The organism is Streptomyces nanhaiensis (assembly GCF_046614825.1).
In the GTDB taxonomy this organism is placed as follows: domain Bacteria; phylum Actinomycetota; class Actinomycetes; order Streptomycetales; family Streptomycetaceae; genus Streptomyces; species Streptomyces radiopugnans.
In genome coordinates, this window is sequence record NZ_JBKJFM010000003.1 from 1 (window position 1) to 22,144 (window position 22,144).

Here is a 22,144-nt window from a genome sequence, read left to right on the forward strand (position 1 = left end):
GGCCTCCTCCTCGGCCTGCTCCCGCAGACCGCGCAGCCGCTCCGCCGACTCCGCGCGCAGCCGCTCGGTCTCGGCGCGGGCCTCCTCGCGCAGCCGCTCGGCCTCCTCCCGGGCCCCGCGCAGCTCCTCCTCGGCGGCGGTCAGCCGCTGCTCGGCCTCATCGCGCAGCCGCTCCAGCTCCGCGTCGGCCTCGGCGCGGCGGGCGGTGACGGCCTGCTCGGCCTCCTCGCGCAGCCTGCGGCCGCTCTGCTCGGCCTCCGCGCGGGTCCGCTCGGCCTGCTGCTCGGCCGCGGTCCGCAGTTCCTCGGCCTCGGCGCGGGCCCGCTCCAGGGCCTCCTCGGCCTGGCGGCGCAGGGCGGTGGCCCGCTCGATCGCCTCGGTGCGCACCCGCTCGCCCTCGGCCACCGCGGCGCCGCGGGTCTCCTCGGCGTCCGCCTTGGCCTGGCTGAGCAGCTCCTCGGCGCGGCTGGCGGCCTCCTCGATCTGCTGGACGGCCTCGCGGCGGGCCTCGCCGCGGATCCGCTCGCCCTCCTCGACCGCGTCCGCGCGCAACTGCTCGGCCTCGCCGCGCAGCCGCCGCGCCTCCTCCTGGAGCTCGACGGTCTTGGCGCGGTACTCCTTGGTGTCGTCCTTGGCCGCGCCCTTGAGCTGCTCGGCCAGATCGTGCGCCTCGGCCCGCAGCCGGTCGGCCTCCGCCTCGGCCTCGGCCCGCAGCCGCTCGGCCTCCTCGGTGGCGGCCCGGGTGGTGGCCTTGGCCTCCTCGGACGCCTTGGTGAGCACCTCCTCGGCCGTACGCGCGGCCTCGGCGAGCTGGGCGGCCGACTCCTCGGCCGACTTCGCGCGGGCGCTCTCGCGGGCCTCGGCGATCAGCCGCTCGGCCTCGGCACGGGCGTCGGCCCGCACCTGCTCGGCCTCGGCCTTGGCGGCCTCGGCGTCCTTGGTGGCCTCGGCGACCATGCGCGCGATCTCGGCCTTGGCGGTACGCCCGCGCTGCTCGTTCTCCGACTCGGCGTCGGCCAGCCGCCTGGCGGCGGCCTCGCGAGCCTCGGCCAGGACGCGGTCGGCCTCCGCGCGGGCCTCGCGCAGCGCCGTCTCGGCCTCCTGCATCCGCTGCTCGGCCTGGCGCGCCAGCGCGGTGGCCTCGCGGCGGGCGGTATCGGACTCGGCCGCGGTGGAGGTGCGCAGCCGCTCGGCGTGCTCGGTGGCCTCCTGCGCCTGGGTGGAGGCGGCGTTCAGCAGCCGCTCGGCGTCCGCGCGGGCCCGGCGCAGCAACTGCTCGGCCTCGGCCTTGGCGGACTCCGCCTCGGAGTTCAGGCGCTGCCGGGACTGCTCGGTCAGCCGCTGCACCTCGGCGCGGGCCGCGGCCAGGGTCTGCTCGGCCTCGGCGCGGGCCTCGTCCATCAGCCGCCGGGCCTGCGACTCGCTGCGGGCGCGCAACTGCTCGGCCCAGGCGACGTTCTCGTTGACGTGGGACTCGACGGTCGCGCGGCGCTCGGCCAGCTCCTCGTCCAGCCGCTGGCGGCGGGCGACCGCCTCCGCGTGCAGCTCGGCCTCCATACGGGCCTGCCGCTCGGCGTGCTCCTGCAGGATCCGCTGGGTCTGGGCCCGGGCCTCGCGCAGCTCGCGCTCGGCGTCCGCGCGCAACTGCTCGGCCTGCGCCTGGGCATTGCGCAGGAGCTGCTCGGCCTGGTGCGACAGGTTGTCGTAGCCGGCCGGGCGCGCGGCGAGAGCGCGGCGCGCCTCGTGCAGCTTGGCGCGCAGCACTTCGACCTGGTAGCCGAGGTCGTCGGCGTGGTCGACCGCCTTGTCCCGCTCGTCCTTCAGCCGCTTCATCTCGGCTTCGAGCTGAGAGAGGTGGTCGAGGTGGTCGTCAGCCTCGTAGCGGTCGTAGCCCCGCACTGCGCGGTCCCATCCGTCCCCTGGTCGTGGTGAAGGTGAACTGACCCTTCGGAGAAATGGTGTCAGATCATCGGCGGAACATGGGACGGGCCCCTGCCGGCCCGCAGCCCCGGCCGAACGGCCACTCTACCGGCCGGGGGAGCGGGCGTCAGTGGTGTGAGGAAGCGGAGGTGACCAGTTCGGTGAGTACGCCGTGGCAGTCCTTGGGGTGGAGGAAGGTGATCCGCGAGCCCATCGAGCCGGTGCGCGGCTCGTCGTACAGCACCCGGACGCCCTTGTTCCGGATCGCCTCGGCCTCGCCGTCGACGTCCGCGGTGCCGAAGGCGATGTGGTGCACGCCCTCGCCGTTCTTCGCCAGCCACTTGGCCACCGTGGAGTCGTCGCGGGTCGGTTCCAGGAGCTGGAGGTAGGAGGCGCCGCCGTCGTCCGTGCCGTTGATCCGCAGCATGGCCTCGCGCACCCCCTGCTCCTCGTTCACCTCGGTGTGGAACACCTCGAAGCCGTAGGTGGCACGGTAGAAGTCCACCGTCTTGTCCAGGTCGAAACAGGCGATACCGATGTGGTCGATGCGCGTCAGCATGGAAGACAGTGCACCGTCCCGGGGTGTGGTTACGCAACGTGCGCACGGTCACACCGACCGACCGGTGACCCGGGACGGTACCGCTCAGTACATTGGCGATAACCCTCGTTAACTCCCTGCTCCGAAGGGGCCGCACCGTGACCGAAAAGACGAACCCCGAGACCCGTTCGGCGTCCGCCGCCACCTCCGTGATCGTCGCGGGCGCCCGTACGCCCATGGGCCGCCTGCTGGGCTCCCTGAAGACCTTCTCCGGCGCCGACCTGGGCGGCTTCGCCATCAAGGCGGCCCTGGACCGCGCGGGCATCGGCGGGGACCAGGTCGAGTACGTGATCATGGGCCAGGTGCTCCAGGCCGGCGCCGGGCAGATCCCGGCGCGCCAGGCCGCCGTCAAGGCCGGCATCCCCATGAACGTCCCCGCGCTGACGATCAACAAGGTCTGCCTGTCGGGCCTGGACGCCATCGCGCTGGCCGACCAGCTCATCCGCGCCGGCGAGTTCGACGTGGTCGTCGCCGGCGGCCAGGAGTCCATGACAGGCGCCCCCCACCTGCTGCCGAAGTCCCGCGAGGGCTTCAAGTACGGCGCGGTGCAGATGCTGGACGCCATGGCCCACGACGGCCTGACCGACTCCTTCGAGAACGTCGCCATGGGCGAGTCCACCGAGAAGCACAACACCCGCCTGGGCATCGGCCGCGCCGAGCAGGACGAGATCGCCGCCCTCTCCCACCAGCGGGCCGCCGCCGCGCAGAAGAACGGCCTGTTCGACGCCGAGATCACCCCGGTGGAGATCCCGCAGCGCAAGGGCGACCCGATCCTGTTCTCCAAGGACGAGGGCATCCGGCCCGAGACCACCGCCGAGTCCCTGGGCAGGCTGCGCCCGGCCTTCGCCAAGGACGGCACCATCACCGCCGGCAGCTCCTCGCAGATCTCCGACGGCGCCGCCGCGGTGGTCGTGATGAGCAGGGCCAAGGCCGAGGAGCTGGGCCTGGAGTGGATCGCCGAGATCGGCGCCCACGGCAACGTCGCGGGCCCCGACAACTCCCTGCAGTCGCAGCCGTCCAACGCCATCCGCCACGCCCTGAAGAAGGACGACCTGGAGGTCGGCGACCTCGACCTGATCGAGATCAACGAGGCGTTCGCGGCCGTCGCGGTGCAGTCGATGAAGGACCTCGGCATCGACCACGAAAAGGTGAACGTCAACGGCGGCGCGATCGCGCTGGGTCACCCGATCGGTATGTCCGGCGCGCGCATCGTGCTCCACCTCGCCCTGGAGCTCAAGCGGCGCGGCGGGGGCGTCGGCGCCGCGGCGCTGTGCGGGGGCGGCGGCCAGGGCGACGCCCTGATCGTGCGGGTGCCCGGGAAGTGACGGCGCGGTCGCACGGGCCCGTACGCCGTATCCGGCGGGTGCGGGCCCGTGTGACCGGCGGCACGGCGGCGCGCGAGCGGCGCGGGAAAGAATGACGGCCGGACCGGGCGGCCGGCCACAGCGGCCGTCCGGCGGCCGACGAGGGCCGATGAGGGCCGACCGAGGGCCGGCGACGGCCGAGTAACGCGAGGAGCGCAGCACGCATGGCGGTGGACGTCCCCGGACTGGTGGAGCAGGCACGGCAGGGCAGGCCCCGGGCCGTGGCCCGGCTGATCTCGCTGGTGGAGGGCGCCTCCCCGCAGCTCAGGGAGGTCATGGCGGCGCTGGCGCCGCTGACGGGCAACGCGTACGTCGTCGGCCTGACCGGCTCGCCGGGGGTGGGCAAGTCCACCTCCACCTCGGCGCTGGTGACCGCGTACCGCAAGGCCGGCAGGCGGGTCGGCGTCCTCGCGGTGGACCCCTCCTCGCCCTTCTCCGGCGGCGCGCTGCTGGGCGACCGGGTGCGGATGTCCGAGCACGCCTCCGACCCCGGCGTCTACATCCGCTCCATGGCCACCCGCGGCCACCTCGGCGGCCTGGCCTGGGCCGCCCCGCAGGCCATCCGCGTCCTGGACGCGGCCGGCTGCGACGTGGTCCTGGTGGAGACGGTCGGCGTCGGCCAGTCCGAGGTCGAGATCGCCTCGCAGGCCGACACCTCCGTCGTCCTCCTCGCACCCGGCATGGGCGACGGCATCCAGGCCGCCAAGGCCGGGATCCTGGAGATCGGCGACGTCTACGTGGTCAACAAGGCCGACCGCGACGGCGCCGACGCCACCGCCCGCGAGCTCAACCACATGCTGGGCCTCGGCGAGGCCCGGAAGCCCGGCGACTGGCGCCCGCCGATCGTCAAGACCGTCGCCGCGCGCGGCGAGGGCGTCGACGAGGTCGTCGAGGCGCTGGAGAAGCACCGGGCCTGGATGGAGGAGCGCGGGGTGCTCGCCGAGCGCCGCCGGGCGCGCGCGGCCCGCGAGGTGGAGACCATCGCGGTGACCGCGCTGCGCGAGCGCATCGGCGACCTGCGCGGCGACCGGCGCCTGGACGCGCTGGCCGAGCGGATCGCGGCCGGGACGCTCGACCCGTACGCGGCGGCCGACGAGCTGGTGGCGGGGCTGACGGGCGAGTGAGCCCGGCGGGGGGCGGCCGTCAGCCCTCGCGGCGGTCGTCGTCCCGGTCGCCGTCCTGGTCGTCGGCGTCGGCCCTGCCCCGGTCCTCCGCGTCGTCGCCGCGGTCGTCCGTGTCGTCGTCCCGGTCGTCCTCCGCGTCGTCGCCGTCGTCCGGGCCGGCGCCCCGCTCCAGCACGTCGGCGCTGTCCGCGTCCACCGAGACCTCGTGCCAGGCGCCGTCCTCGCCCAGGACGTCGACGTCCCAGACCGGCCGGTCGCTGTCGTCGTCCAGCTCGGCGGACTCCGCCGTGCCCGGTACGGCCTTCAGCGCGGCCGCGACGGCCTCCTGGAGCGTCACCTCGGTGTCGCGCAGCGTCTGCCGCTCGCCCCGGTCGTCGTCGCTCCGGTCGTCCCGGCCGTCGGTGTCGTCCCGGCCGTCGGTGTCGGCACCGGCCCGCAGACTCGCGGCCAGGGCGCTCCGATCGGTGTCGTCCCCGGCGAAGGCGAGGGTGCCACCGCCGACGGCTAGGGCGGCGGTGGCGACTGCGGCGACGACCAGCTTGCGGTTCATGGGTGTTTCCTCCCTGGAGGCGGGGTTCCGTATCCGGCGTGGAACACCGTCGCAGGGTGCGGCTGAGGGCTTCCTGAAGCCGCCTGAAGATCTCTTCAGGCGGCTTTTGGCAGGCTGACCCCATGCGCGTACTGATCGTGGAGGACGAGAAGCGGCTCGCCCTGTCGCTGGCCAGGGGGCTGACGGCCGAGGGGTTCGCCGTCGACGTGGTCCACGACGGGCGGGACGGGCTGCACCGGGCTACCGAGGGTCCCTACGACCTGATCGTCCTCGACATCATGCTGCCGGGCATGAACGGCTACCGGGTCTGCTCGGCCCTGCGCGCCGCCGGGGACGAGACGCCGATCCTGATGCTGACCGCCAAGGACGGCGAGTACGACGAGGCCGAGGGCCTCGACACCGGCGCCGACGACTACCTCGCCAAGCCGTTCTCCTACGTGGTGCTGCTCGCCCGGGTGAGGGCGCTGCTGCGTCGCCGCACCCGGGGCGGGGCGGCCGTGCTGCGGGTGGGCGGGCTGACCGTGGACCCCGCCGCACGGCGGGTGACCCTGGACGGGCGCGAGGTGGCGCTGACCGCCAAGGAGTTCGCCGTCCTGGAGTACCTGGCGGTGCGCGCCGGGGAGGTGGTCTCCAAGGCGGAAGTCCTCGAACACGTCTGGGACTTCGCCTATGAGGGCGACGTCAACATCGTCGAGGTGTACGTCAGCGCGCTGCGCCGCAAGCTGGGCAGCGCGGCGATCGCCACGGTGCGCGGCGCCGGGTACCGGCTGGTGCGGGCCGGTGCGTAGGCCCCTGCCCTCCCCGCTGGCCCGGCTCACCGTCCGGGTGCGCGCCGCGCTCGGCGCCACGCTCGTGGTGGCGGTCGCCCTGGTGGCGGCCGGTGTCGCGGTGGTCGAGGTGCTCCGCGGAGGCCTCGCCGAGAACGCCCGGCTGCACGCCGAGACCACCGCCCGCGAGGTCGCCGCCGGGGTCGCCGACGTGCCGGCGGAGGAGGTGGCGGGAGTGGACGCGCTGGCGGACGACGAACCGGTGCAGGTGGTGGACGCCTTCGGCACGGTGCTCGGTGCCGGCGCCCCGCTGCGCGGGCGCGGGCCCGTCGCCGACTTCAACAGGCCCGCGGAACCCCGGCGGACGCCCACCACGCCCTCTCCGGAGGACAGCGGCGACGACGGCGACGGCGATGACCGTGACGACCGTGACGACCGTGACGACCGCGACGACGACCGCGACGACGACGGGGGCGGCGCCACCCCGGCGCCGTCCGACGAGCCTGTCGCGGTGGACCGCAACAGCGTCACCCGCACCGTCGCCCTGCCCGTCGACGAGGACGGGGAGGTGACCTACGACCGCTCCCGGGCTGCGGCGACGCAGGACTTCCGCCTGGTCGCCGTGCAGGGCGTCACCCGCGACCGCGTCCCCGTCACCGTCTACGCCGGCGCCTCCCTCGCCGAGCAGGAGGAGGCCGTCTCGACCGTCACCGGCACCATGCTCGCCGGGCTGCCCGCGCTGCTCGCCGTCGTCGGGGGCGTCACCTGGCTGGTCACCCGGGGCGCGCTGCGCCCGGTGGAGGGCATCCGGCGGGAGATGGCGGCCGTCGCGGCCGGCACCGACCTGTCCCGGCGCGTGCCCGAGCCCCCCTCCCGCGACGAGGTCGCGCGCCTGGCGCGCACCACCAACGAGACCCTGAGCGCCCTGGAGGCGTCCGTCGAACGGCAGCGCCGCTTCGTCGCCGACGCCTCGCACGAGCTGCGCAGCCCGATCGCCTCCCTGCGTACCCAGCTGGAGGTCGCCGCCGCCCACCCCGGACTGCTCGACATCGACGGCGCGGTCCACGACACCGTACGGCTGCAGGCCCTCGCCGCCGATCTGCTGCTGCTGGCCCGCCTGGACGCCGGGGAGCGCCCCGGTGACGCGCGGGTGGACCTGTACGCGCTGGTGCGGGAGGAACTGGCGCAGCGCACCGGGGACCGGATCGCCGTGGTCCTGGAGAACGGCGAGGACGGTGAGGGCGGCGAGGACGGTGAATCGGTGGAGGTGTCGGGCTCGCGCGGCCTGCTCGCCCGGGTGCTCGGCAACCTCCTGGACAACGCCCAGCGCCACGCGGCCTCCCGCGTCCGGGTGCGGGTGGGCCGCGAACACGGGCAGGCCGTGCTGGAGGTCGCCGACGACGGCGCCGGGGTGCCGGAGGAGGAGCGGGAGAGGATCTTCGAGCGGTTCGTACGGCTGGACGACGCGCGCAGCCGGGACGACGGCGGAGCCGGGCTGGGGCTGGCCATCGCCCGCGACGTGGCGGGCCGGCACGGCGGCACCCTCACCGTCGGCCGGGCGGCCGGGGGCGGCGCCCTGTTCACCCTGCGGCTGCCCGCCGCCGCCCCGGCCCGCCCGGGGCGGCACTAGGTGATGTTGTCGTCGCCGATCCAGTCGAGGGTGTCGGTTCCGCCCCCGTCGTCCCACTTGATCTTGATGCTCTCGCCGTCCGAGGTCTTGTTGGCGGTGCCCGCGATGTACTCCTCGTCATCGCCCTCGCCGCACTTGAGCGCGATCCGGTAGCCGCGGCTCTGGTTCTCGCCGATGCCCACGCATATGCCGTCGCCGCCGAACTCGACCCAGGAGACCGAGTTCTTCCCCTCGGCCTCCCCGCTCTCGAAGACCTTGCCGACGGTCAGCGTCCTGGCGCCCTCGCCCTGCCACTGCCCCTTGAAGTCGTTCTGGGCGGGCGGCGCCCCGGCCGGTTCGTCGGCCGGTTCGTCGGCCGGTTCGTCGGTGGGCTCGTCGTAGTCGTCGAGCGGGTCCTCGGCCGGCTCCTCGGTCGGCTCCTCCGGCTCGTCCGTCTCCTCGGCAGGCTCGGAGGAGACGCTGGGGGAGGGGCTCGCGGCGGTGGCGGCCGGCTCGCCGTCGTCATCACCGACCGCCAGGTAGACCCCGCCGCCGATGAGGGCGAGCGCCACCACGGCGCCGCCGACGATGAGGGCCACCCTGCCCTTCGCGCCCTTCGGGCCGGGGCCTCCACCGGCCTGCGGAGGCGGCGGGTAGGCGGCGTACGGGTTCGGCTGCCCGTAGGGCTGCTGGGGCGGCTGCTGCCCGGGCTGCGGGTAGGCGTAGCCCGGCTGCCCGCCGCCCTGGGGGTACGCCGCGGGCCCGCCGTAGCCCGGCGGCGGAGCCTGGGGCGGGCCGCCCTGCGGCGGCGGGGGCTGCCGGGGCGGCTGCGGCTGCCCGCCCGGATACTGCGGGGGGCCGAAGCCGTCGTTCGGGGGCCGGCCCGGTGGTGGCTGACTCATCGGCGGTTACCTCTTGGCGCGGGTCCGGCGGCAGATGACCCTCCCGCTCGTCCGGTCCAGCGCTCCCCCGGAAAGGGCCAGTCAGCCGCGGACCCGCCGCGTCTTGTCCGTCACGGCAGTCGAGCGGGTCCTCCTCATCATCCCCTACGGACTCCCCGCGGGGCGCGGGGGTTTGACGGGGCGTCTCAACCGCGTCCGCGCAGCGACCGCAGGTGTTCGGCGACCGGCACCAGTGAGCCGTGCAGCACGTCGAGCGCCTCGGGTGCGAGCAGGTCGATGAAGTGGCTCCTCACGGAGGCGACATGGTGCGGCGCGACCTCGCGCATCGTCGTCCAGCCGTGCTCGGTCAGCACCGCGAACAGCCCGCGCTTGTCGGACTCGCAGTTCTCCCGGCGCACCAGCCCGGCCTTCTCCATGCGGGTGATCTGGTGGGACAGACGGCTCTTGGACTGCAGGGTGGCGGCGGCCAGATCGCTCATCCGCATCCGGTGGTCGTCCGACTCGGAGAGGTTCACCAGGATCTCGTAGTCGTTCATGGTCAGCCCGAACGGCTGGAGGTCCCGCTCCAGTTGGTGCATGAGAAGCCTGTTGACGTCGAGGTGGACACGCCAGGCGCGCTGCTCCTCTGCGCTCAGCCAGCGGGTTTCCTTGTCACTCTCCATGCCCCGGGACTCTACCCGGCGGCCGGGGGGCGCTCCGCCGGGGACCCTCACCCGGGGCAGCGCCTCGGTCACAGTCCGAAGCGGCGCTGGATGCCGCCCAAATGGCCCGGAAGCTGGGGCAGTTGCTGCCCACCGTGCCCGCCGTGACCACCGTGCCCGCCGCCCGCACCGGGGACGCCCGGCTGCGACGGCGGAGGTGCGCCGGTGTCCCGCTCCTCCATCAGCACCTCGGTCGACTGGATCAGCACCGTCCCCGCCCCGGTGAAGTCGAACTGGTGCTCCTCGCCGGAGACGCCGCCGATGCCGGTCATCGCCCGCAGTCCGCCGAGCACACCGCGCATGTACTGGTGGTCGTAGTGGTGGCAGGGCGAGGGGCAGTCGGCCCAGCCGACCAGGGCCTGCGGATCGACCCGTACGGGCGGCTCCACGAAGTGCACCTCGCCGTTGGAGGCGGCCACGAACTTCCCCGTCCCCAGCAGGGTCACGAAACCGGGGACGATCGACTGCTTCAGCGCCAGGCTCGGCTCGAAGGCCAGCAGGTTGCCCGAGCGGATGGTGAGGTTTCCGTCCTCCAGGTCGTACGAGTTCACGTCGAACGCCCGGTCGGCGAGCAGCATCTTGCCCTTGCCCTCGGCGACCACCCAGTCCGAGGCGTGCAGCGGGGAGTGGAAGCTGGCGGCGACCAGCCGGTCCAGGGGGCCGTGGCCGATGCCGTTGAAGGTGATCTGCCCGTAGTAGGCGATCATCTTCCCCTTCTGCAGGAACCACCGGCCCGACAGGTCGACGCAGAACGCGTAGGGGTTGACGTTGTCGTTCGACGGCAGTGTGTGGGCGTCGTGGACGACCGGACCGTTCACAGCTTCTCCTCGCTGGCCTGTACGAACACCTCGCCCTGCCCGGACAGTTCGAGCTGGAACGCCTCGCCCGAGCCGCGCCCGACCATGTCCCGCCAGCCGAGCGCCGTGGAGAGCTTGTTCCGTACGTCCCCGTGGTGGGCGACGTACGCCTGCGGATCGACGTGGACCGGGCGGCCCGGGGCGATCGGGAGCCGGAGCACCCCGCCGTGGGCCATCACGGCCACCGAGCCGTGCCCCTTGAGCGTCGTGGTGAACAGCCCCTGCCCGGTCACCTGGCCGCGCACCATGCCCATGACCCCGCCCTGGGAGCCCATGAACATCGTGCCCTGCTCCAGCGTCCCGTCGAAGGCGAGCAGCCGGTCCGCCTCCACGTAGAGGGTGTCGCCGGACAGTTCGACCACCTCGACGTGATGGCCGCCGTGGCCGAACAGCACGGTGCCGTCGCCCTCGACCGTCATCAGCGGAGCCGCCTCGCCGGCCAGTCGCCGCCCGATCATCGAGCCGATGCCGCCCTGGCCGCCCTGGATGCTGGGCGTGAAGGAGACCTCGCCCTTGTACGCGATCATCGCGCCGCGCTGGCTGAACATCCGCTGCCCGGGCGTCACCCGGGCCTCGACCATCTTGGAACTGATCTCCCTGAACGGCATCAGGTCCCCCTTTTGTGAGCTTCTCCGCCCGTGCGGTGCGGGGGCGCGGGTTGGGTGGTCGTCTGCGGGCCGGTGGCCGCACGTGCGTCGCTCACGGCGTCTTTCCGTTCGCTTCTCCGCCCGTGCGGTGCGGGGGTGCGGGTTGGGTGGTCGTCTGCGGGCCGGTGGCCGCACGTGCGTCGCTCACGGTCAGACGTCACCGCCGATCGTGTTCCGCTCGCTGGGCTGGACGTAGACCAGCCCCTCGCCCTCGAAGCGGATCTGGAAGGACTCGCCCGACCCCTCGCCCATGAAGGTCCGGAAGTTCACGCCCGTCTGGAACTCCTGCCGCAGGTTCCCGGTGTGGGCCACGTACGCCCCCGGGTCCACCTGGAGCGGCGACTGCGGTGTGACGCGCAGCACCACCGCCGGGCCGTCCGACATCAGCGCCGCCGTGCCGGTGCCCTCGACGGTGGTGGTGAACAGGCCGTTGCCCTGGGAGGCGCCGCGCAGTCCGGTGAAGGCGGTGCCGGTGCGCAGGGAACCGTCGGCGCACAGCAGGTTGCTGGACTCCACATGGAGCTTCTGCCCCTGGAGCGCCACCAGGCTGATGTCGCTCGCGCGGTCGGCGAAGTAGCAGGTGCCCTGCCCTTTCACCTCCATCATCTCCATCTGCTCACCGGTGAGGCGGCGGGTGACCATGCCACGCAGGCCCTCGCCGCCGCCGGTGAGCTTCTTGAAGGCCATCTGACCGTCGTAGGCGACCATCGAGCCGTTCTTGGCCCTGACCGTGTCGCCTGCCAGGTCGACGGCGAGGACCTTGCCGCCTTGGAGTCGGAACCGAGCCACGGTGCGAATCTACCCGGACGAGGGTCTCCGGGGGGAGGCTGCCACAATGGCAGAGCTTGTGCATCCCTTCACAAAGGATCTCCCCGTGGACCTCAAGACCGCTTCAGCGCTCCGCCGCCTCCGGCTGATCTCCACCCCGGAGGCAGTCTCCTTCCTGCTGCTGCTGGTGTGCTCCGTGCTCAAGCGCACGACCGAGTTCAACGCGGTACCGGTGATGGGCGCCGTCCACGGCGCCCTGTTCGTGCTCTACATGATCTTCTGGCTGGACGCCTGGAACCGCGCCAAGTGGCCGCTGGGCCGCGCCGCGCTCTACTTCGTGCTCTCGGTGCTGCCCGGCGGCGGTTTCTACGCCGACAGGCTGCTGCGCCGCGAGGCCGAGGCGAGCGTGATCGCCGCCCGGGCCCGTGCCGAGCGGGCCAAGCAGAGCGAGCGGCCCCGCACGGGGGCGGTGGACGCGTGATCGTCGCCTTCTCGGTCACTCCGCTCGGGGTCGGTGAGGACGTGGGGGAGTACGTCGCCGACGCGGTGCGCGTGGTCCGCGAGTCCGGGCTGCCCAACCGCACCGACGCGATGTTCACCTCGATCGAGGGCGAGTGGGACGAGTGCATGGAGGTCGTGCGGCGGGCGGTGGCCGCAGTCGAGGCCCGGGCGCCGCGCGTCTCGCTCGTCCTCAAGGCCGACGTCCGCCCCGGTGTCACCGACGGCCTGACCTCGAAGGTCGCCACCGTCGAGCGGCACCTGGGCTGAGCGCCGCCTCCCTCCCCGCCCGGCGGTGGCCGTGCCGCCGGGCGGCCCGATTGCTGAGACGGAGCTGACCACGATATGACCGGCCGGTAAGGTCGTAGCCGTGCCGAAGCCGCTCAGCCTGACGTTCGACCCGATCGCCCGCGCCGACGAACTGTGGAAGCAGCGATGGGGCTCCGTGCCCTCGATGGCCGCGATCACCTCGATCATGCGCGCGCACCAGATCCTGCTCGCCGAGGTCGACGCCGTCGTCAAGCCCTACGGGCTGACCTTCGCCCGTTATGAGGCGCTGGTGCTGCTGACCTTCTCCAAGGCGGGCGAGCTGCCGATGTCGAAGATCGGTGAGCGGCTGATGGTCCACCCCACCTCCGTGACCAACACCGTCGACCGCCTGGTGAGGTCCGGCCTGGTGGCCAAGCGCCCCAACCCCAACGACGGCCGCGGCACGCTCGCCTCCATCACCGACCGGGGGCGCGAGGTGTGCGAGGCGGCCACCCGCGACCTGATGGCGATGGACTTCGGGCTCGGCGCGTACGACGACGAGGAGTGCGACGAGATCTTCGCGCTGCTCAGGCCGCTGCGCGTGGCCGCGGGGGACTTCAAGGAGGGCTGAGCCGGGCTCTCCGCCGGAATCCGCCGGGCCCGGGGCCGCGGCCGGGCCCCGCGGAGCGCCGGTTACGCTCGTGTGCATGAAGAAGAGCGTGCTCACCCGCTACCGGGTGATGGCCTACGTCACCGGTGTCCTGCTGGTCCTGCTGGTCATCGGCATGATCGGCAAGTACCTGCTGGAGATGGACGGCGCCGAGGGCTTCACCAGCGTCGTCAGCATCGCCCACGGCTGGCTGTACGTGCTGTACCTGGTCTTCGCCTTCGACCTGGGCTCCAAGGCGAAGTGGAAGTTCGGCAAGCTGGCCTGGGTGCTGCTCGCGGGCACCGTCCCCACCGCCGCGTTCTTCGTCGAGCGGAAGGTGTCGCGCGAGGTCGGGCCGCTGGTCGAGGACGACGCGGCCGTTCCCGCCGAGGCCTGACCGCCGCCCCGGGCGCCGGGGCCGGCCCTCGCGCGCGCCTCGGGAACCACTGGGCCGCCCGTGTGCGCCACGCCGCACCGGGCGGTCTTCCATCGACAATTACTTGGACGTCCTAGTAAATTTGTGCGTATGGACGCTGACGCCATCGCAGAGGGCCGCCGCCGCTGGCAGGCCCGGTACGACGCCGCACGCAAGCGGGACGCCGACTTCACCACGCTCTCCGGCGACCCCGTCGAGCCTGTCTACGGCCCCGCGCCCGGCGACACCGTCGAGGGGTTCGAGCGGATCGGCTGGCCCGGCGAGTTCCCCTTCACCCGCGGCCTGTATCCCACCGGCTACCGCGGCCGGACCTGGACCATCCGCCAGTTCGCGGGCTTCGGCAACGCCGAGCAGACCAACGAGCGCTACAAGATGATCCTCGCGGCCGGCGGCGGCGGGCTGTCGGTCGCCTTCGACATGCCGACCCTGATGGGCCGCGACTCCGACGACCCGCGCTCGCTGGGCGAGGTCGGCCACTGCGGTGTCGCCATCGACTCCGCCGCCGACATGGAGGTCCTCTTCCGGGACATCCCGCTGGGCGACGTCACCACCTCGATGACGATCAGCGGTCCGGCCGTGCCGGTGTTCTGCATGTACCTGGTGGCCGCCGAGCGGCAGGGCGTGGACCCCTCCGTCCTCAACGGCACGCTCCAGACGGACATCTTCAAGGAGTACATCGCGCAGAAGGAGTGGCTCTTCGAGCCGGAGCCGCACCTGCGCCTGATCGGCGACCTGATGGAGCACTGCGCCCGGGGCATCCCGGCGTACAAGCCGCTGTCGGTCTCCGGCTACCACATCCGCGAGGCCGGCTCGACGGCCGCGCAGGAGCTGGCGTACACCCTCGCCGACGGCTTCGGCTACGTGGAGCTGGGCCTCTCGCGCGGCCTGGACGTGGACGCCTTCGCGCCCGGCCTGTCGTTCTTCTTCGACGCGCACGTGGACTTCTTCGAGGAGATCGCCAAGTTCCGCGCCGCCCGGCGGATCTGGGCGCGCTGGATGCGGGACGTGTACGGCGCGAAGAGCGAGAAGGCGCAGTGGCTGCGCTTCCACACCCAGACCGCGGGCGTCTCGCTCACCGCCCAGCAGCCGTACAACAACGTGGTGCGCACCGCCGTGGAGGCGCTGGCGGCCGTGCTGGGCGGCACCAACTCCCTGCACACCAACGCCCTGGACGAGACCCTCGCCCTGCCCAGCGAGCAGGCCGCGGAGATCGCGCTGCGCACCCAGCAGGTGCTGATGGAGGAGACGGGCGTGGCCAACGTGGCCGACCCGCTGGGCGGCTCCTGGTACGTCGAGGCGCTGACCGACCGGATCGAGGCCGACGCCGAGAAGATCTTCGAGCAGATCCGGGAGCGCGGCCGCCGCGCGGTGCCGGACGGCAACCACCCCATCGGCCCGATCACATCCGGCATCCTGCGCGGCATCGAGGACGGCTGGTTCACCGGCGAGATCGCCGAGGCCGCCTTCCGCTACCAGCAGTCGCTGGAGAAGGGCGAGAAGAAGGTCGTCGGCGTCAACTGCCACACCGGCTCGGTCACCGGCGACCTGGAGATCCTGCGGGTCAGCCACGAGGTCGAGCGCGAGCAGGTGCGCGTGCTGGCCGAGCGCAAGGCCGCGCGCGACGACGCGCGCGTGCGCGCCGCCCTGGACGGGATGCTGGCCGCCGCCCGGGACGGCTCCAACATGATCGAGCCCATGCTGGACGCGGTGCGCGCCGAGGCGACGCTGGGCGAGATCTGCGGGGTGCTGCGCGAGGAGTGGGGCGTCTACACCGAGCCCGCCGGCTTCTGACGCGGCGCGGCGCGCGGTGACCGGCCGCCGGCCACCGCGCGCCGGTCACCGGACCGGACCGCCGCCCGGCCCCGTTCCTCCGGGAACGGGGCCGGAGCCCCGGCGGGAGCCGGGGGCGCCGTCAGGCGCCGCCGGAGCCGCCCGGGGTGGGGTCGGAGGCGGGGTCGGTGGCGGGCCCGGAGGCGGGGGACAGGCCGTGCAGCAGCAGGGCGGTCAGGGCACGGGCCCACGCCGGGGTGACCCTCTGCGCGCTGACCAGTGAGCGGTGGACGACCGCGCCCGCGATCACATCGAAGATCAGGTCCGCGGCGCGGTCCGCCGCGGCGGCGCCCTCCGGACCGGGTGCGTCGGGCGGGAGCTCGCCGCGGGCCTGGGCGCGGCGGCGGCCCGTGACCACCAGGCGCTTCTGGCGTTCCACGATGGCGGTGCGGATACGGGCGCGCAGCGCCTCGTCGCGGGTGGCCTCGGCGACGACGGCCATCAGGGCCGTCTTCGCCTCCGGCCGCTCCAGCAGCGCCGCGAAGGAGAGCACCACGCCCTCGACGTCCGCCCGCAGACTGCCGCGGTCGGGCAGCTCCAGCTCGTCGAAGAGGACGGCGACGGCGTCCACGACCATCTCGCTCTTGTTCGTCCAGCGGCGGTAGAGGGTGGTTTTGGCCACTCCCGCGCGCATGGCCACGTCGCCCATGGTCAGCCCGCCCCACCCCAGCTCGACCAGGGCCGAGCGTGTCGCGTCGAGGATCGCGCGGTCCGCCGCGGCGCTGCGCGGCCTGCCCGTGCGTCGAGCGGAATCGGCCATGGGGTGACTGTAGCCGGGGTCATCAGTTACGCTACGAGCCGTATCGAAAAGCTGGTTCCGGCGCCTCCGGAGCGAGCGGCGATCACGCGGCAACCACTGGCGCCGGACGGGGACCCGGCACCGATGTGAGACACGCTGCACGGAACGGTCCCGGAACGGGGGAGACTGGTCACATGCAGCCACGCAACATGTCCATGAGCGGAGTGGTCGACCTCGCCGCGGTGAAGGCGGCCGGGGAGGCCAAGCAGAAGGCCGAGGAGGCCCGTGCCCGGGCCGCCCGGCAGCAGGGCGGGGCCGGTGGTGCCGGCGCGGCCGGAGCGGTCCCGGCGGCCCTGGTGATCGACGTCGAGGAGGCGGACTTCGAGCAGGAGGTGCTCCAGCGCTCCGCCGAGGTCCCGGTCGTCATCGACTTCTGGGCCGAGTGGTGCGGCCCGTGCAAGCAGCTCGGGCCGCTGCTGGAGCGGCTGGCGCACGAGTACGCCGGGCGCTTCCTCCTCGCCAAGATCGACGTCGACCGCAACCAGATGCTCTTCCAGCAGTTCGGGGTGCAGGGCATCCCGGCCGTCTTCGCGGTGGTGGCCGGCCAGGCCCTGCCGCTGTTCCAGGGGGCGGCGCCCGAACAGCAGGTGCGCGAGGTGCTGGACCAGCTCGTCCAGGTCGCCGAGCAGCGCTTCGGCATCACCGGCATCTCCGTGGAGGGCGGCGAGGTCGGCGAGCAGGCCCCGGCCGCACCCGGTGTCCCGGAGGACCCGGCGCTGGCCGCCGCCCACTCCGCGCTGGACGCGGGGGACCTGGGCGGTGCGATCCAGGCGTACCGGAACGTCCTCGCCGGCGACCCGGCCAGCACCGAGGCCAAGCTGGGTCTGGCCCAGGCCGAACTCCTGCAGCGCGTCCAGGGGCTGGACGCGGCCCAGGTGCGCAAGGAGGCGGCCGAGGCGCCCGCCGACGTGCGGGCGCAGCTGAGGGCGGCCGACCTCGACCTGGCGGGCGGGCACGTCGAGGACGCCTTCGGGCGGCTGGTGGAGACGGTCCGCCGCACGGCGGGTGACGACCGGGAGGCCGCCCGCGTCCGTCTGGTGGAGCTCTTCGAGGTGGTGGGACACGAGGATCCGAGGGTGGTCGCGGCACGCGGTGCCCTTGCCCGCGTCCTCTTCTGACCTGCCGGTTCCAGTGGTCCGGGACTTGTTGACATAACGATCAACAGCGGCCGCGTCTTTACCGAAACTTGGTAATCGCGGCCGCTGTTACTCGCAGTAAACCACCTGGGGTGTTTGGTCCCGTCAAGTCCGGTTGATCCGCTCGCCCATCGTTTCTCCCGGCAACCCTGGGTGCCTGCTTGATCACTTTCGGCGCAGGCGTGGTCATCTTCCCGTTACTCGCAAGTAACGAGCCCCTTGTGCCCCGGCCTCTCATGGACCACGATCGGCCACGCTCGGTCCATCGTCCGCAGCCCGGCACACCACATCCGGGCGCAACCGGACCATGGGTCCCCACCGGGCGGGCCGGCGTCGGTGACGCCGGCCGCGGACAGGGGGGTCTCTGCCCAGGGGCAGGGCCTGTCCGGCAGGTCGCGCGAGAGCGCGGCCAGTGGTTGTCGCTCGGGGGTGATCGCCGGCGCTTCGGAATCTGGTGAATCCGGGGAACGGCGCTCCCCTTCCCGAGGACGTAGCACTTCTCCCATCCCGTCCGGGTCCGGCCCGGGCCGGAGATGTACGTCCGAGAAGGAGGAAAGTCATGGAGTCTGTGGCTCGTGGCGGGACCAGATGGAAGCGGTTCGCCGTCGTCATGGTCCCCAGCGTCGCCGCCACGGCGGCGGTCGGGGTCGCCCTGGCACAGGGTGCACTCGCCGCGTCGTTCAGCGTCTCCGGTCAGCAGGCGAAGGTCTCGGTTGACCGGCTGGACGGCAAGGGGTTCGTGCAGTACGGCACGATCGACACCGTGCACGGGGGCAAGAAGGTCCCCGTCGCCGTGTCGGCCTTCAAGAGCGCCGAGCTCAGGGGGCTTTGCCAGTCCGTCGTCATCCCCGTTCCGGTCTTCGGCGATGTCTCGGTGAAGCTGAACGCGGGCAACGACGGCAAGGTCGTCGAGGCGAAGAACCTCTACATCGACCTCGACCAGCTCGACGCCGACGCCACGTTCAAGAACATCAACATCGGCGTCTCGGCGAACGACACCAGCAAGGGCCCGGGTCTGAAGGACGGCGACGCCGTGCTTCCGGGCTCCTTCGCGCAGGAGGCCGACGAGGCCGTGCTCACCGGCGTCAAGCAGACGTCCTGGGCCACCAGCGCCGGCACCTTCAAGCTCTCCGGCCTTTCGCTGAATGTCGCCAAGGGCAAGAACGAGTGCTTCTGACGCACTGAGCGGAGAGGGGGCGGGGGACCGCCGAGCCGGTCTTCCGCCTCCCCGCAGTGCCATCGATCTTTATGGACAGTTCGGCCCTAGGGAGCTGTTTTCTGATGAGTGCCGAGTCGCCGGGAGCGCGTGAACGCATCAGCCACTGGCGGCAGTCGTTCCGCCTGTGGCGCTGGCAGCGCCCCTTCTGGGCGGGACTGCTGACGCTGCTGGGCGGCGTACCGATCATCTGGATCCCGTACGCCGACCCCAGCCTGAGCCAGTTGTCCTTCCGGCTGGCGACCACCACGGGTTCCGGATCGCTGATCATCGGCGTGCTGCTGTTCGTGCTGGGCCTGACCCTGTGGTTCCAGCCGCACTCCCGGGTGTTCAGCGGGGTCGCCGCCATCCTGCTGGCCCTGGTCTCGCTGGTGGTCTCCAACCTCGGAGGCCTCTTCGTGGGCTTCCTGCTGGCGATGGTCGGCGGCGCGATGGGCCTCTCCTGGGTGCAGAACAAGGAGCGGCCGGCCGAGCCCGCGGAGACCGGGGACGTTCCCGGTGGTCCCGCGCCCGAAGAGGCTCCGCAGGAGGTGGGCCTGGCCATCGTCGAGCAGGCCCCCGCCGGGGCGGACGACGGACAGAACGGGACGCACCGTGATGCCTGACGAGTTGAACCAGGAGGACGCGGCCGCGGCCGCGCCGCCCCGGCGTACCGGGAGCGGGCCGCGCCACGCCGCCCCGAGGAAGCCGCTGCTGACCCGGCTGCACGTTCCCGCGGGCAAGGCGATAGCACTGGCCGCCATGCCGTCGGCCGTGCTCATGGGCATGGGGCTGACCCCCAAGCTCGCGCTCGCCGAGCCGCTGCCGAAGAACCCCTTCAGGGACGGGCCGTGTGTGACCGCCCCCGACAAGGAGGCGGAGGAGGACGGCGGACGGGAAGCGGAGAAGGAGAAGTCCGGGCAGGACGGCCGGAGCGGGCAGGACGGCCGGGACGCGAAGCCCGGTGCCTCCCCCGCGCCCGAGCCCGGCACCACGGCACCCGCCGAGCCCCCTGCCGACGGAGGAACCGGCTCCCAGCCGGGCTCCGCCTCCGGCGGCACCGGAGGCGGGGAGGAGAAGGACGCCGGTACGCCGGAGCCCGAGCCGAGCCCCTCGCAGACCGAGGAGCGCAACCCGCTGGACCCGCTGGGCATCGGCGACGCCATCAAGGACCTGTTCACTCCGGACGAGAAGGATGCCGAGGCCGCGGCCGAGCCCTCCGCCTCGCCCAGCCCGTCGCCGTCCGGGGAGCTCGGGGGCGGCTCCGGCACCCCGCTGGAGGACACCGTCGGCGACGCCGCGGACGGTGCAGTCGACGGTGTCGGCAAGGGGCTGAAGGACACCGCCGACCGCGTCGGCGACGCGGTGGAGGACACCGTCGGCGGTGCGCGGGAGAAGGCCGGCGAGGCGCGCGAGAAGGCCGCCGGGGAAACGGAGGAGGCGGCCGTCCCCGGGGCGGACGCCTCCGGCAAGGAGCCTTTCCCCTGCCCGACCTACGACGCCGAGGCACTGGCCGACGCGGAGGAGGAGCGGACCGAGGCGGTGCTGCCCAACGCCCCGTGGGTGCTGGAGACCAGCCTGCTCACCCTCCACGGCCTGGACTACCACGGCATCGTCAAGGTCCGCACCCACAACGGCACGGTCAAGAACGCCCTGAAGTTCACCGCCCGCTCGGTGGACATCCGGGACCTGCACCAGCTGGTGGAGGGCCCCGGCGGCAGCACCGCGCACGTGAAGGCGGCCGAGGGGAGCACCTCCACCATCCGCAACGGCACGGTGACGATGTACACCGAGGAGCTCAAGGGCAAGCTCTTCGGGCTCATCCCGATCACCTTCAGCCCCGAGTCGCCGCCGCCGCTGAACATCCCGGAGGTGTTCTTCACGGACGTGTCGGTCAGACAGGCCGGCCAGTTCGGCGGCGACCTGCACATCCCGGGCATGAAGCTCTACAACGAGAACTGACACCCGCGGCGCGGCGAACGGCGGCGGCCCGCGTACCCCTGGAGGTACGCGGGCCGCCGCCGTTCGCCGCGCCGCGGGCGAGGGGCCGGGAAGCCGAGGGACGAGGTCAGCGCTTGTCGGTGCCCAGGTGGTGCACCAGCACCATGTTGGTGGTGCCGGGGATGCCGGGAGGCGAGCCGGCCGTCATGATCATGGTGTCGCCGGTGTTGTACCGCTGGAGCTTGAGCAGTTCGGCGTCGACCAGGTCCACCATGTCGTCGGTGTGGTCCACGTGCGGCACCACGAAGGACTCCACGCCCCAGCTCAGCGTGAGCTGGCAGGCGGTGGAGGGCTCGGTGGTGAAGGCCAGGATCGGCTGGGCGGCCCGGTAGCGGGAGAGCCGCCGGGCGGTGTCACCGGACTTGGTGAAGGCGACCAGCGCCTTGCCGTTGAGGAAGTCCGCCATCTCGCAGGCCGCGCGGGCCACCGAACCGCCCTGGGTGCGCGGCTTCTTGCCGGGCACCAGCGGCTGGAGGCCGCGCGAGAGAAGCTCCTCCTCGGCGGCCTGGACGATCTTCGACATGGTCTTGACGGTCTCGATCGGGTACTGGCCCACCGAGGACTCCGCCGAGAGCATCACCGCGTCCGTGCCGTCCAGGATCGCGTTGGCCACGTCGGAGGCCTCGGCGCGGGTGGGCCGGGAGTTGGTGATCATCGACTCCATCATCTGGGTCGCCACGATCACCGGCTTGGCGTTGCGGCGGCACATCTCGATCAGCCGCTTCTGCACCATCGGCACCTTCTCCAGCGGATACTCCACCGCCAGGTCGCCGCGGGCCACCATCACACCGTCGAACGCGAGGACGACCTCCTCCATGTTCTCCACCGCCTGCGGCTTCTCCACCTTGGCGATCACCGGCACCCGGCGGCCCACCTCGTCCATCACCCGGTGGACGTCGCGGACGTCGGCGGCGTCGCGCACGAAGGACAGCGCCACCATGTCGCAGCCCATCTCCAGCGCGAACTTCAGGTCGTCGACGTCCTTGTCCGACAGGGCCGGGACGTTGACGGCCACACCGGGCAGGTTGATGCCCTTGTGGTCGGAGATCACACCGCCCTCGATGACGATGCAGCGCACCCGGGGGCCGTCCACGTCGATCACCTGGAGGCAGACGTTGCCGTCGTTGATCAGGATCGTCTCGCCCTTGGAGACGTCGCCCGGCAGGCCCTTGTAGGTGGTGCCGCAGACGGTGCGGTCGCCGGGGACGTCCTCGGTGGTGATGGTGAACTCGTCGCCGCGCACCAGCTCGACGGGGCCGTCGGCGAAGGTCTCCAGGCGGATCTTGGGTCCCTGGAGGTCGGCGAGCACGCCGATCGCGCGCCCCGTCTCCTGGGAGGCCTTGCGCAGACGGTGGTAGCGCTCCTCGTGCTCGGCGTGGCTGCCATGGCTCATGTTGAAGCGGGCCACGTTCATGCCGGCCTCGATCAGCGTCTTGAGCTGATCGTAGGAGTCCACGGCGGGGCCCAGGGTGCAGACGATTTTGGAACGGCGCATGGGGCGATCCTATCTTTTGTTCAGTGGCGGAACGTTCCAGGGGGTGAGC

General features: G+C 72.7%; 22 protein-coding genes and 1 pseudogene. 13 read left to right on the plus strand and 10 right to left on the minus strand.

Annotation, left to right across the window (positions count from 1 at the left end; translation table 11 throughout):
- Positions 1 to 1,899: pseudogene (locus tag ACLIYP_RS01540) on the minus strand (hypothetical protein); the annotation flags it as partial.
- 148 nt (positions 1,900 to 2,047) lie between these two features.
- Positions 2,048 to 2,479: a methylmalonyl-CoA epimerase gene (gene mce, locus ACLIYP_RS01545; protein WP_093661901.1), complete on the minus strand. Its 432-nt coding sequence runs from the start codon at positions 2,477 to 2,479 to the stop codon at positions 2,048 to 2,050.
- 137 nt (positions 2,480 to 2,616) lie between these two features.
- Here mce and ACLIYP_RS01550 point away from each other — a divergent pair, with 137 nt between their 5' ends.
- Both ACLIYP_RS01550 and meaB read left to right on the plus strand, forming a co-directional pair.
- The gene (locus ACLIYP_RS01550; RefSeq protein WP_412711322.1) at positions 2,617 to 3,843 is read left to right on the plus strand and encodes an acetyl-CoA C-acetyltransferase; all 1,227 of its coding nucleotides are present in this window, start codon (positions 2,617 to 2,619) and stop codon (positions 3,841 to 3,843) included.
- A gap of 203 nt (positions 3,844 to 4,046) precedes the next feature.
- Positions 4,047 to 5,006, plus strand: a complete 960-nt coding sequence (gene meaB / locus ACLIYP_RS01555; RefSeq protein WP_412711323.1) for a methylmalonyl Co-A mutase-associated GTPase MeaB — start codon at positions 4,047 to 4,049, stop codon at positions 5,004 to 5,006.
- A 19-nt stretch (positions 5,007 to 5,025) separates the two neighbouring features.
- Here the strand turns inward: meaB and ACLIYP_RS01560 are convergent, their stop codons facing one another.
- Positions 5,026 to 5,556 carry a PepSY domain-containing protein gene (locus ACLIYP_RS01560; protein ID WP_412711324.1) on the minus strand — a complete coding sequence of 177 codons (531 nt, stop codon included), beginning with the start codon at positions 5,554 to 5,556 and terminating at the stop codon, positions 5,026 to 5,028.
- 122 nt (positions 5,557 to 5,678) lie between these two features.
- Between ACLIYP_RS01560 and ACLIYP_RS01565 the strand changes: the two genes are divergently transcribed.
- Both ACLIYP_RS01565 and ACLIYP_RS01570 read left to right on the plus strand, forming a co-directional pair.
- Positions 5,679 to 6,344, plus strand: a complete 666-nt coding sequence (locus ACLIYP_RS01565) for a response regulator transcription factor (RefSeq protein ID WP_412711325.1) — start codon at positions 5,679 to 5,681, stop codon at positions 6,342 to 6,344.
- A 79-nt stretch (positions 6,345 to 6,423) separates the two neighbouring features.
- Positions 6,424 to 7,953 carry a sensor histidine kinase gene (locus ACLIYP_RS01570; protein ID WP_412711421.1) on the plus strand — a complete coding sequence of 510 codons (1,530 nt, stop codon included), beginning with the start codon at positions 6,424 to 6,426 and terminating at the stop codon, positions 7,951 to 7,953.
- Here ACLIYP_RS01570 and ACLIYP_RS01575 read toward each other — a convergent pair.
- The 5 genes from ACLIYP_RS01575 to ACLIYP_RS01595 form a co-directional block, all read right to left on the minus strand.
- Positions 7,950 to 8,834, minus strand: coding sequence for a hypothetical protein (locus tag ACLIYP_RS01575; protein WP_412711326.1), 885 nt, complete (start codon positions 8,832 to 8,834; stop codon positions 7,950 to 7,952). The genes ACLIYP_RS01570 and ACLIYP_RS01575 overlap by 4 nt on opposite strands.
- 185 nt (positions 8,835 to 9,019) lie before the next feature.
- Positions 9,020 to 9,496, minus strand: coding sequence for a MarR family winged helix-turn-helix transcriptional regulator (locus tag ACLIYP_RS01580; protein ID WP_412711327.1), 477 nt, complete (start codon positions 9,494 to 9,496; stop codon positions 9,020 to 9,022).
- Positions 9,497 to 9,564: 68 nt separating this feature from the next.
- On the minus strand, positions 9,565 to 10,353 hold the full coding sequence (locus ACLIYP_RS01585) for an AIM24 family protein (protein WP_412711328.1): 789 nt from the start codon (positions 10,351 to 10,353) through the stop codon (positions 9,565 to 9,567).
- Complete coding sequence (locus ACLIYP_RS01590) at positions 10,350 to 11,000, minus strand: AIM24 family protein (protein ID WP_412711329.1); 651 nt, start codon at positions 10,998 to 11,000, stop codon at positions 10,350 to 10,352. The genes ACLIYP_RS01585 and ACLIYP_RS01590 overlap by 4 nt, the downstream gene beginning before the upstream one ends.
- Positions 11,001 to 11,189: 189 nt before the next feature.
- Positions 11,190 to 11,828 carry an AIM24 family protein gene (locus ACLIYP_RS01595; RefSeq protein WP_412711330.1) on the minus strand — a complete coding sequence of 213 codons (639 nt, stop codon included), beginning with the start codon at positions 11,826 to 11,828 and terminating at the stop codon, positions 11,190 to 11,192.
- An 85-nt stretch (positions 11,829 to 11,913) separates the two neighbouring features.
- Here ACLIYP_RS01595 and ACLIYP_RS01600 point away from each other — a divergent pair, with 85 nt between their 5' ends.
- The 5 genes from ACLIYP_RS01600 to ACLIYP_RS01620 all read left to right on the plus strand — a co-directional run bounded on the left by ACLIYP_RS01600 (position 11,914) and on the right by ACLIYP_RS01620 (position 15,430).
- A complete protein-coding gene (locus ACLIYP_RS01600) occupies positions 11,914 to 12,288 on the plus strand; it encodes a DUF3817 domain-containing protein (protein WP_412711331.1) in 375 nt (124 codons plus the stop codon).
- Entirely contained in the window at positions 12,285 to 12,575 is a 291-nt protein-coding gene (locus ACLIYP_RS01605) for an MTH1187 family thiamine-binding protein (protein WP_093661879.1), read from the plus strand. Before ACLIYP_RS01600 ends, ACLIYP_RS01605 begins: the two co-directional genes overlap by 4 nt.
- Before the next feature lie 100 nt (positions 12,576 to 12,675).
- A complete protein-coding gene (locus tag ACLIYP_RS01610) occupies positions 12,676 to 13,185 on the plus strand; it encodes a MarR family winged helix-turn-helix transcriptional regulator (RefSeq protein ID WP_237878613.1) in 510 nt (169 codons plus the stop codon).
- A 76-nt stretch (positions 13,186 to 13,261) separates the two neighbouring features.
- A complete protein-coding gene (locus tag ACLIYP_RS01615) occupies positions 13,262 to 13,600 on the plus strand; it encodes a DUF3817 domain-containing protein (protein ID WP_093661875.1) in 339 nt (112 codons plus the stop codon).
- Positions 13,601 to 13,729: 129 nt separating this feature from the next.
- Positions 13,730 to 15,430, plus strand: coding sequence for an acyl-CoA mutase large subunit family protein (locus ACLIYP_RS01620; protein WP_412711332.1), 1,701 nt, complete (start codon positions 13,730 to 13,732; stop codon positions 15,428 to 15,430).
- A gap of 121 nt (positions 15,431 to 15,551) precedes the next feature.
- Here ACLIYP_RS01620 and ACLIYP_RS01625 read toward each other — a convergent pair whose 3' ends face one another.
- A complete protein-coding gene (locus tag ACLIYP_RS01625; RefSeq protein WP_412711333.1) occupies positions 15,552 to 16,229 on the minus strand; it encodes a TetR/AcrR family transcriptional regulator in 678 nt (225 codons plus the stop codon).
- A gap of 173 nt (positions 16,230 to 16,402) precedes the next feature.
- On the opposite strand from ACLIYP_RS01625, the gene ACLIYP_RS01630 reads away from it, so the two are divergent.
- The 4 genes from ACLIYP_RS01630 to ACLIYP_RS01645 all read left to right on the plus strand — a co-directional run bounded on the left by ACLIYP_RS01630 (position 16,403) and on the right by ACLIYP_RS01645 (position 20,561).
- Entirely contained in the window at positions 16,403 to 17,386 is a 984-nt protein-coding gene (locus ACLIYP_RS01630; RefSeq protein WP_412711334.1) for a tetratricopeptide repeat protein, read from the plus strand.
- Positions 17,387 to 17,963: 577 nt separating this feature from the next.
- The gene (locus ACLIYP_RS01635; protein WP_237877257.1) at positions 17,964 to 18,581 is read left to right on the plus strand and encodes a DUF6230 family protein; all 618 of its coding nucleotides are present in this window, start codon (positions 17,964 to 17,966) and stop codon (positions 18,579 to 18,581) included.
- A 104-nt stretch (positions 18,582 to 18,685) separates the two neighbouring features.
- Positions 18,686 to 19,225 (plus strand): DUF6114 domain-containing protein, encoded by a 540-nt coding sequence (locus ACLIYP_RS01640; RefSeq protein ID WP_412711335.1) that lies wholly within the window; start codon positions 18,686 to 18,688, stop codon positions 19,223 to 19,225.
- Positions 19,218 to 20,561: an ICP22 family protein gene (locus tag ACLIYP_RS01645; protein WP_412711336.1), complete on the plus strand. Its 1,344-nt coding sequence runs from the start codon at positions 19,218 to 19,220 to the stop codon at positions 20,559 to 20,561. The genes ACLIYP_RS01640 and ACLIYP_RS01645 overlap by 8 nt, the downstream gene beginning before the upstream one ends.
- 106 nt (positions 20,562 to 20,667) lie before the next feature.
- Here the strand turns inward: ACLIYP_RS01645 and pyk are convergent, their stop codons facing one another.
- On the minus strand, positions 20,668 to 22,095 hold the full coding sequence (gene pyk / locus ACLIYP_RS01650; protein WP_412711337.1) for a pyruvate kinase: 1,428 nt from the start codon (positions 22,093 to 22,095) through the stop codon (positions 20,668 to 20,670).
- Positions 22,096 to 22,144: the final 49 nt, after the last annotated feature.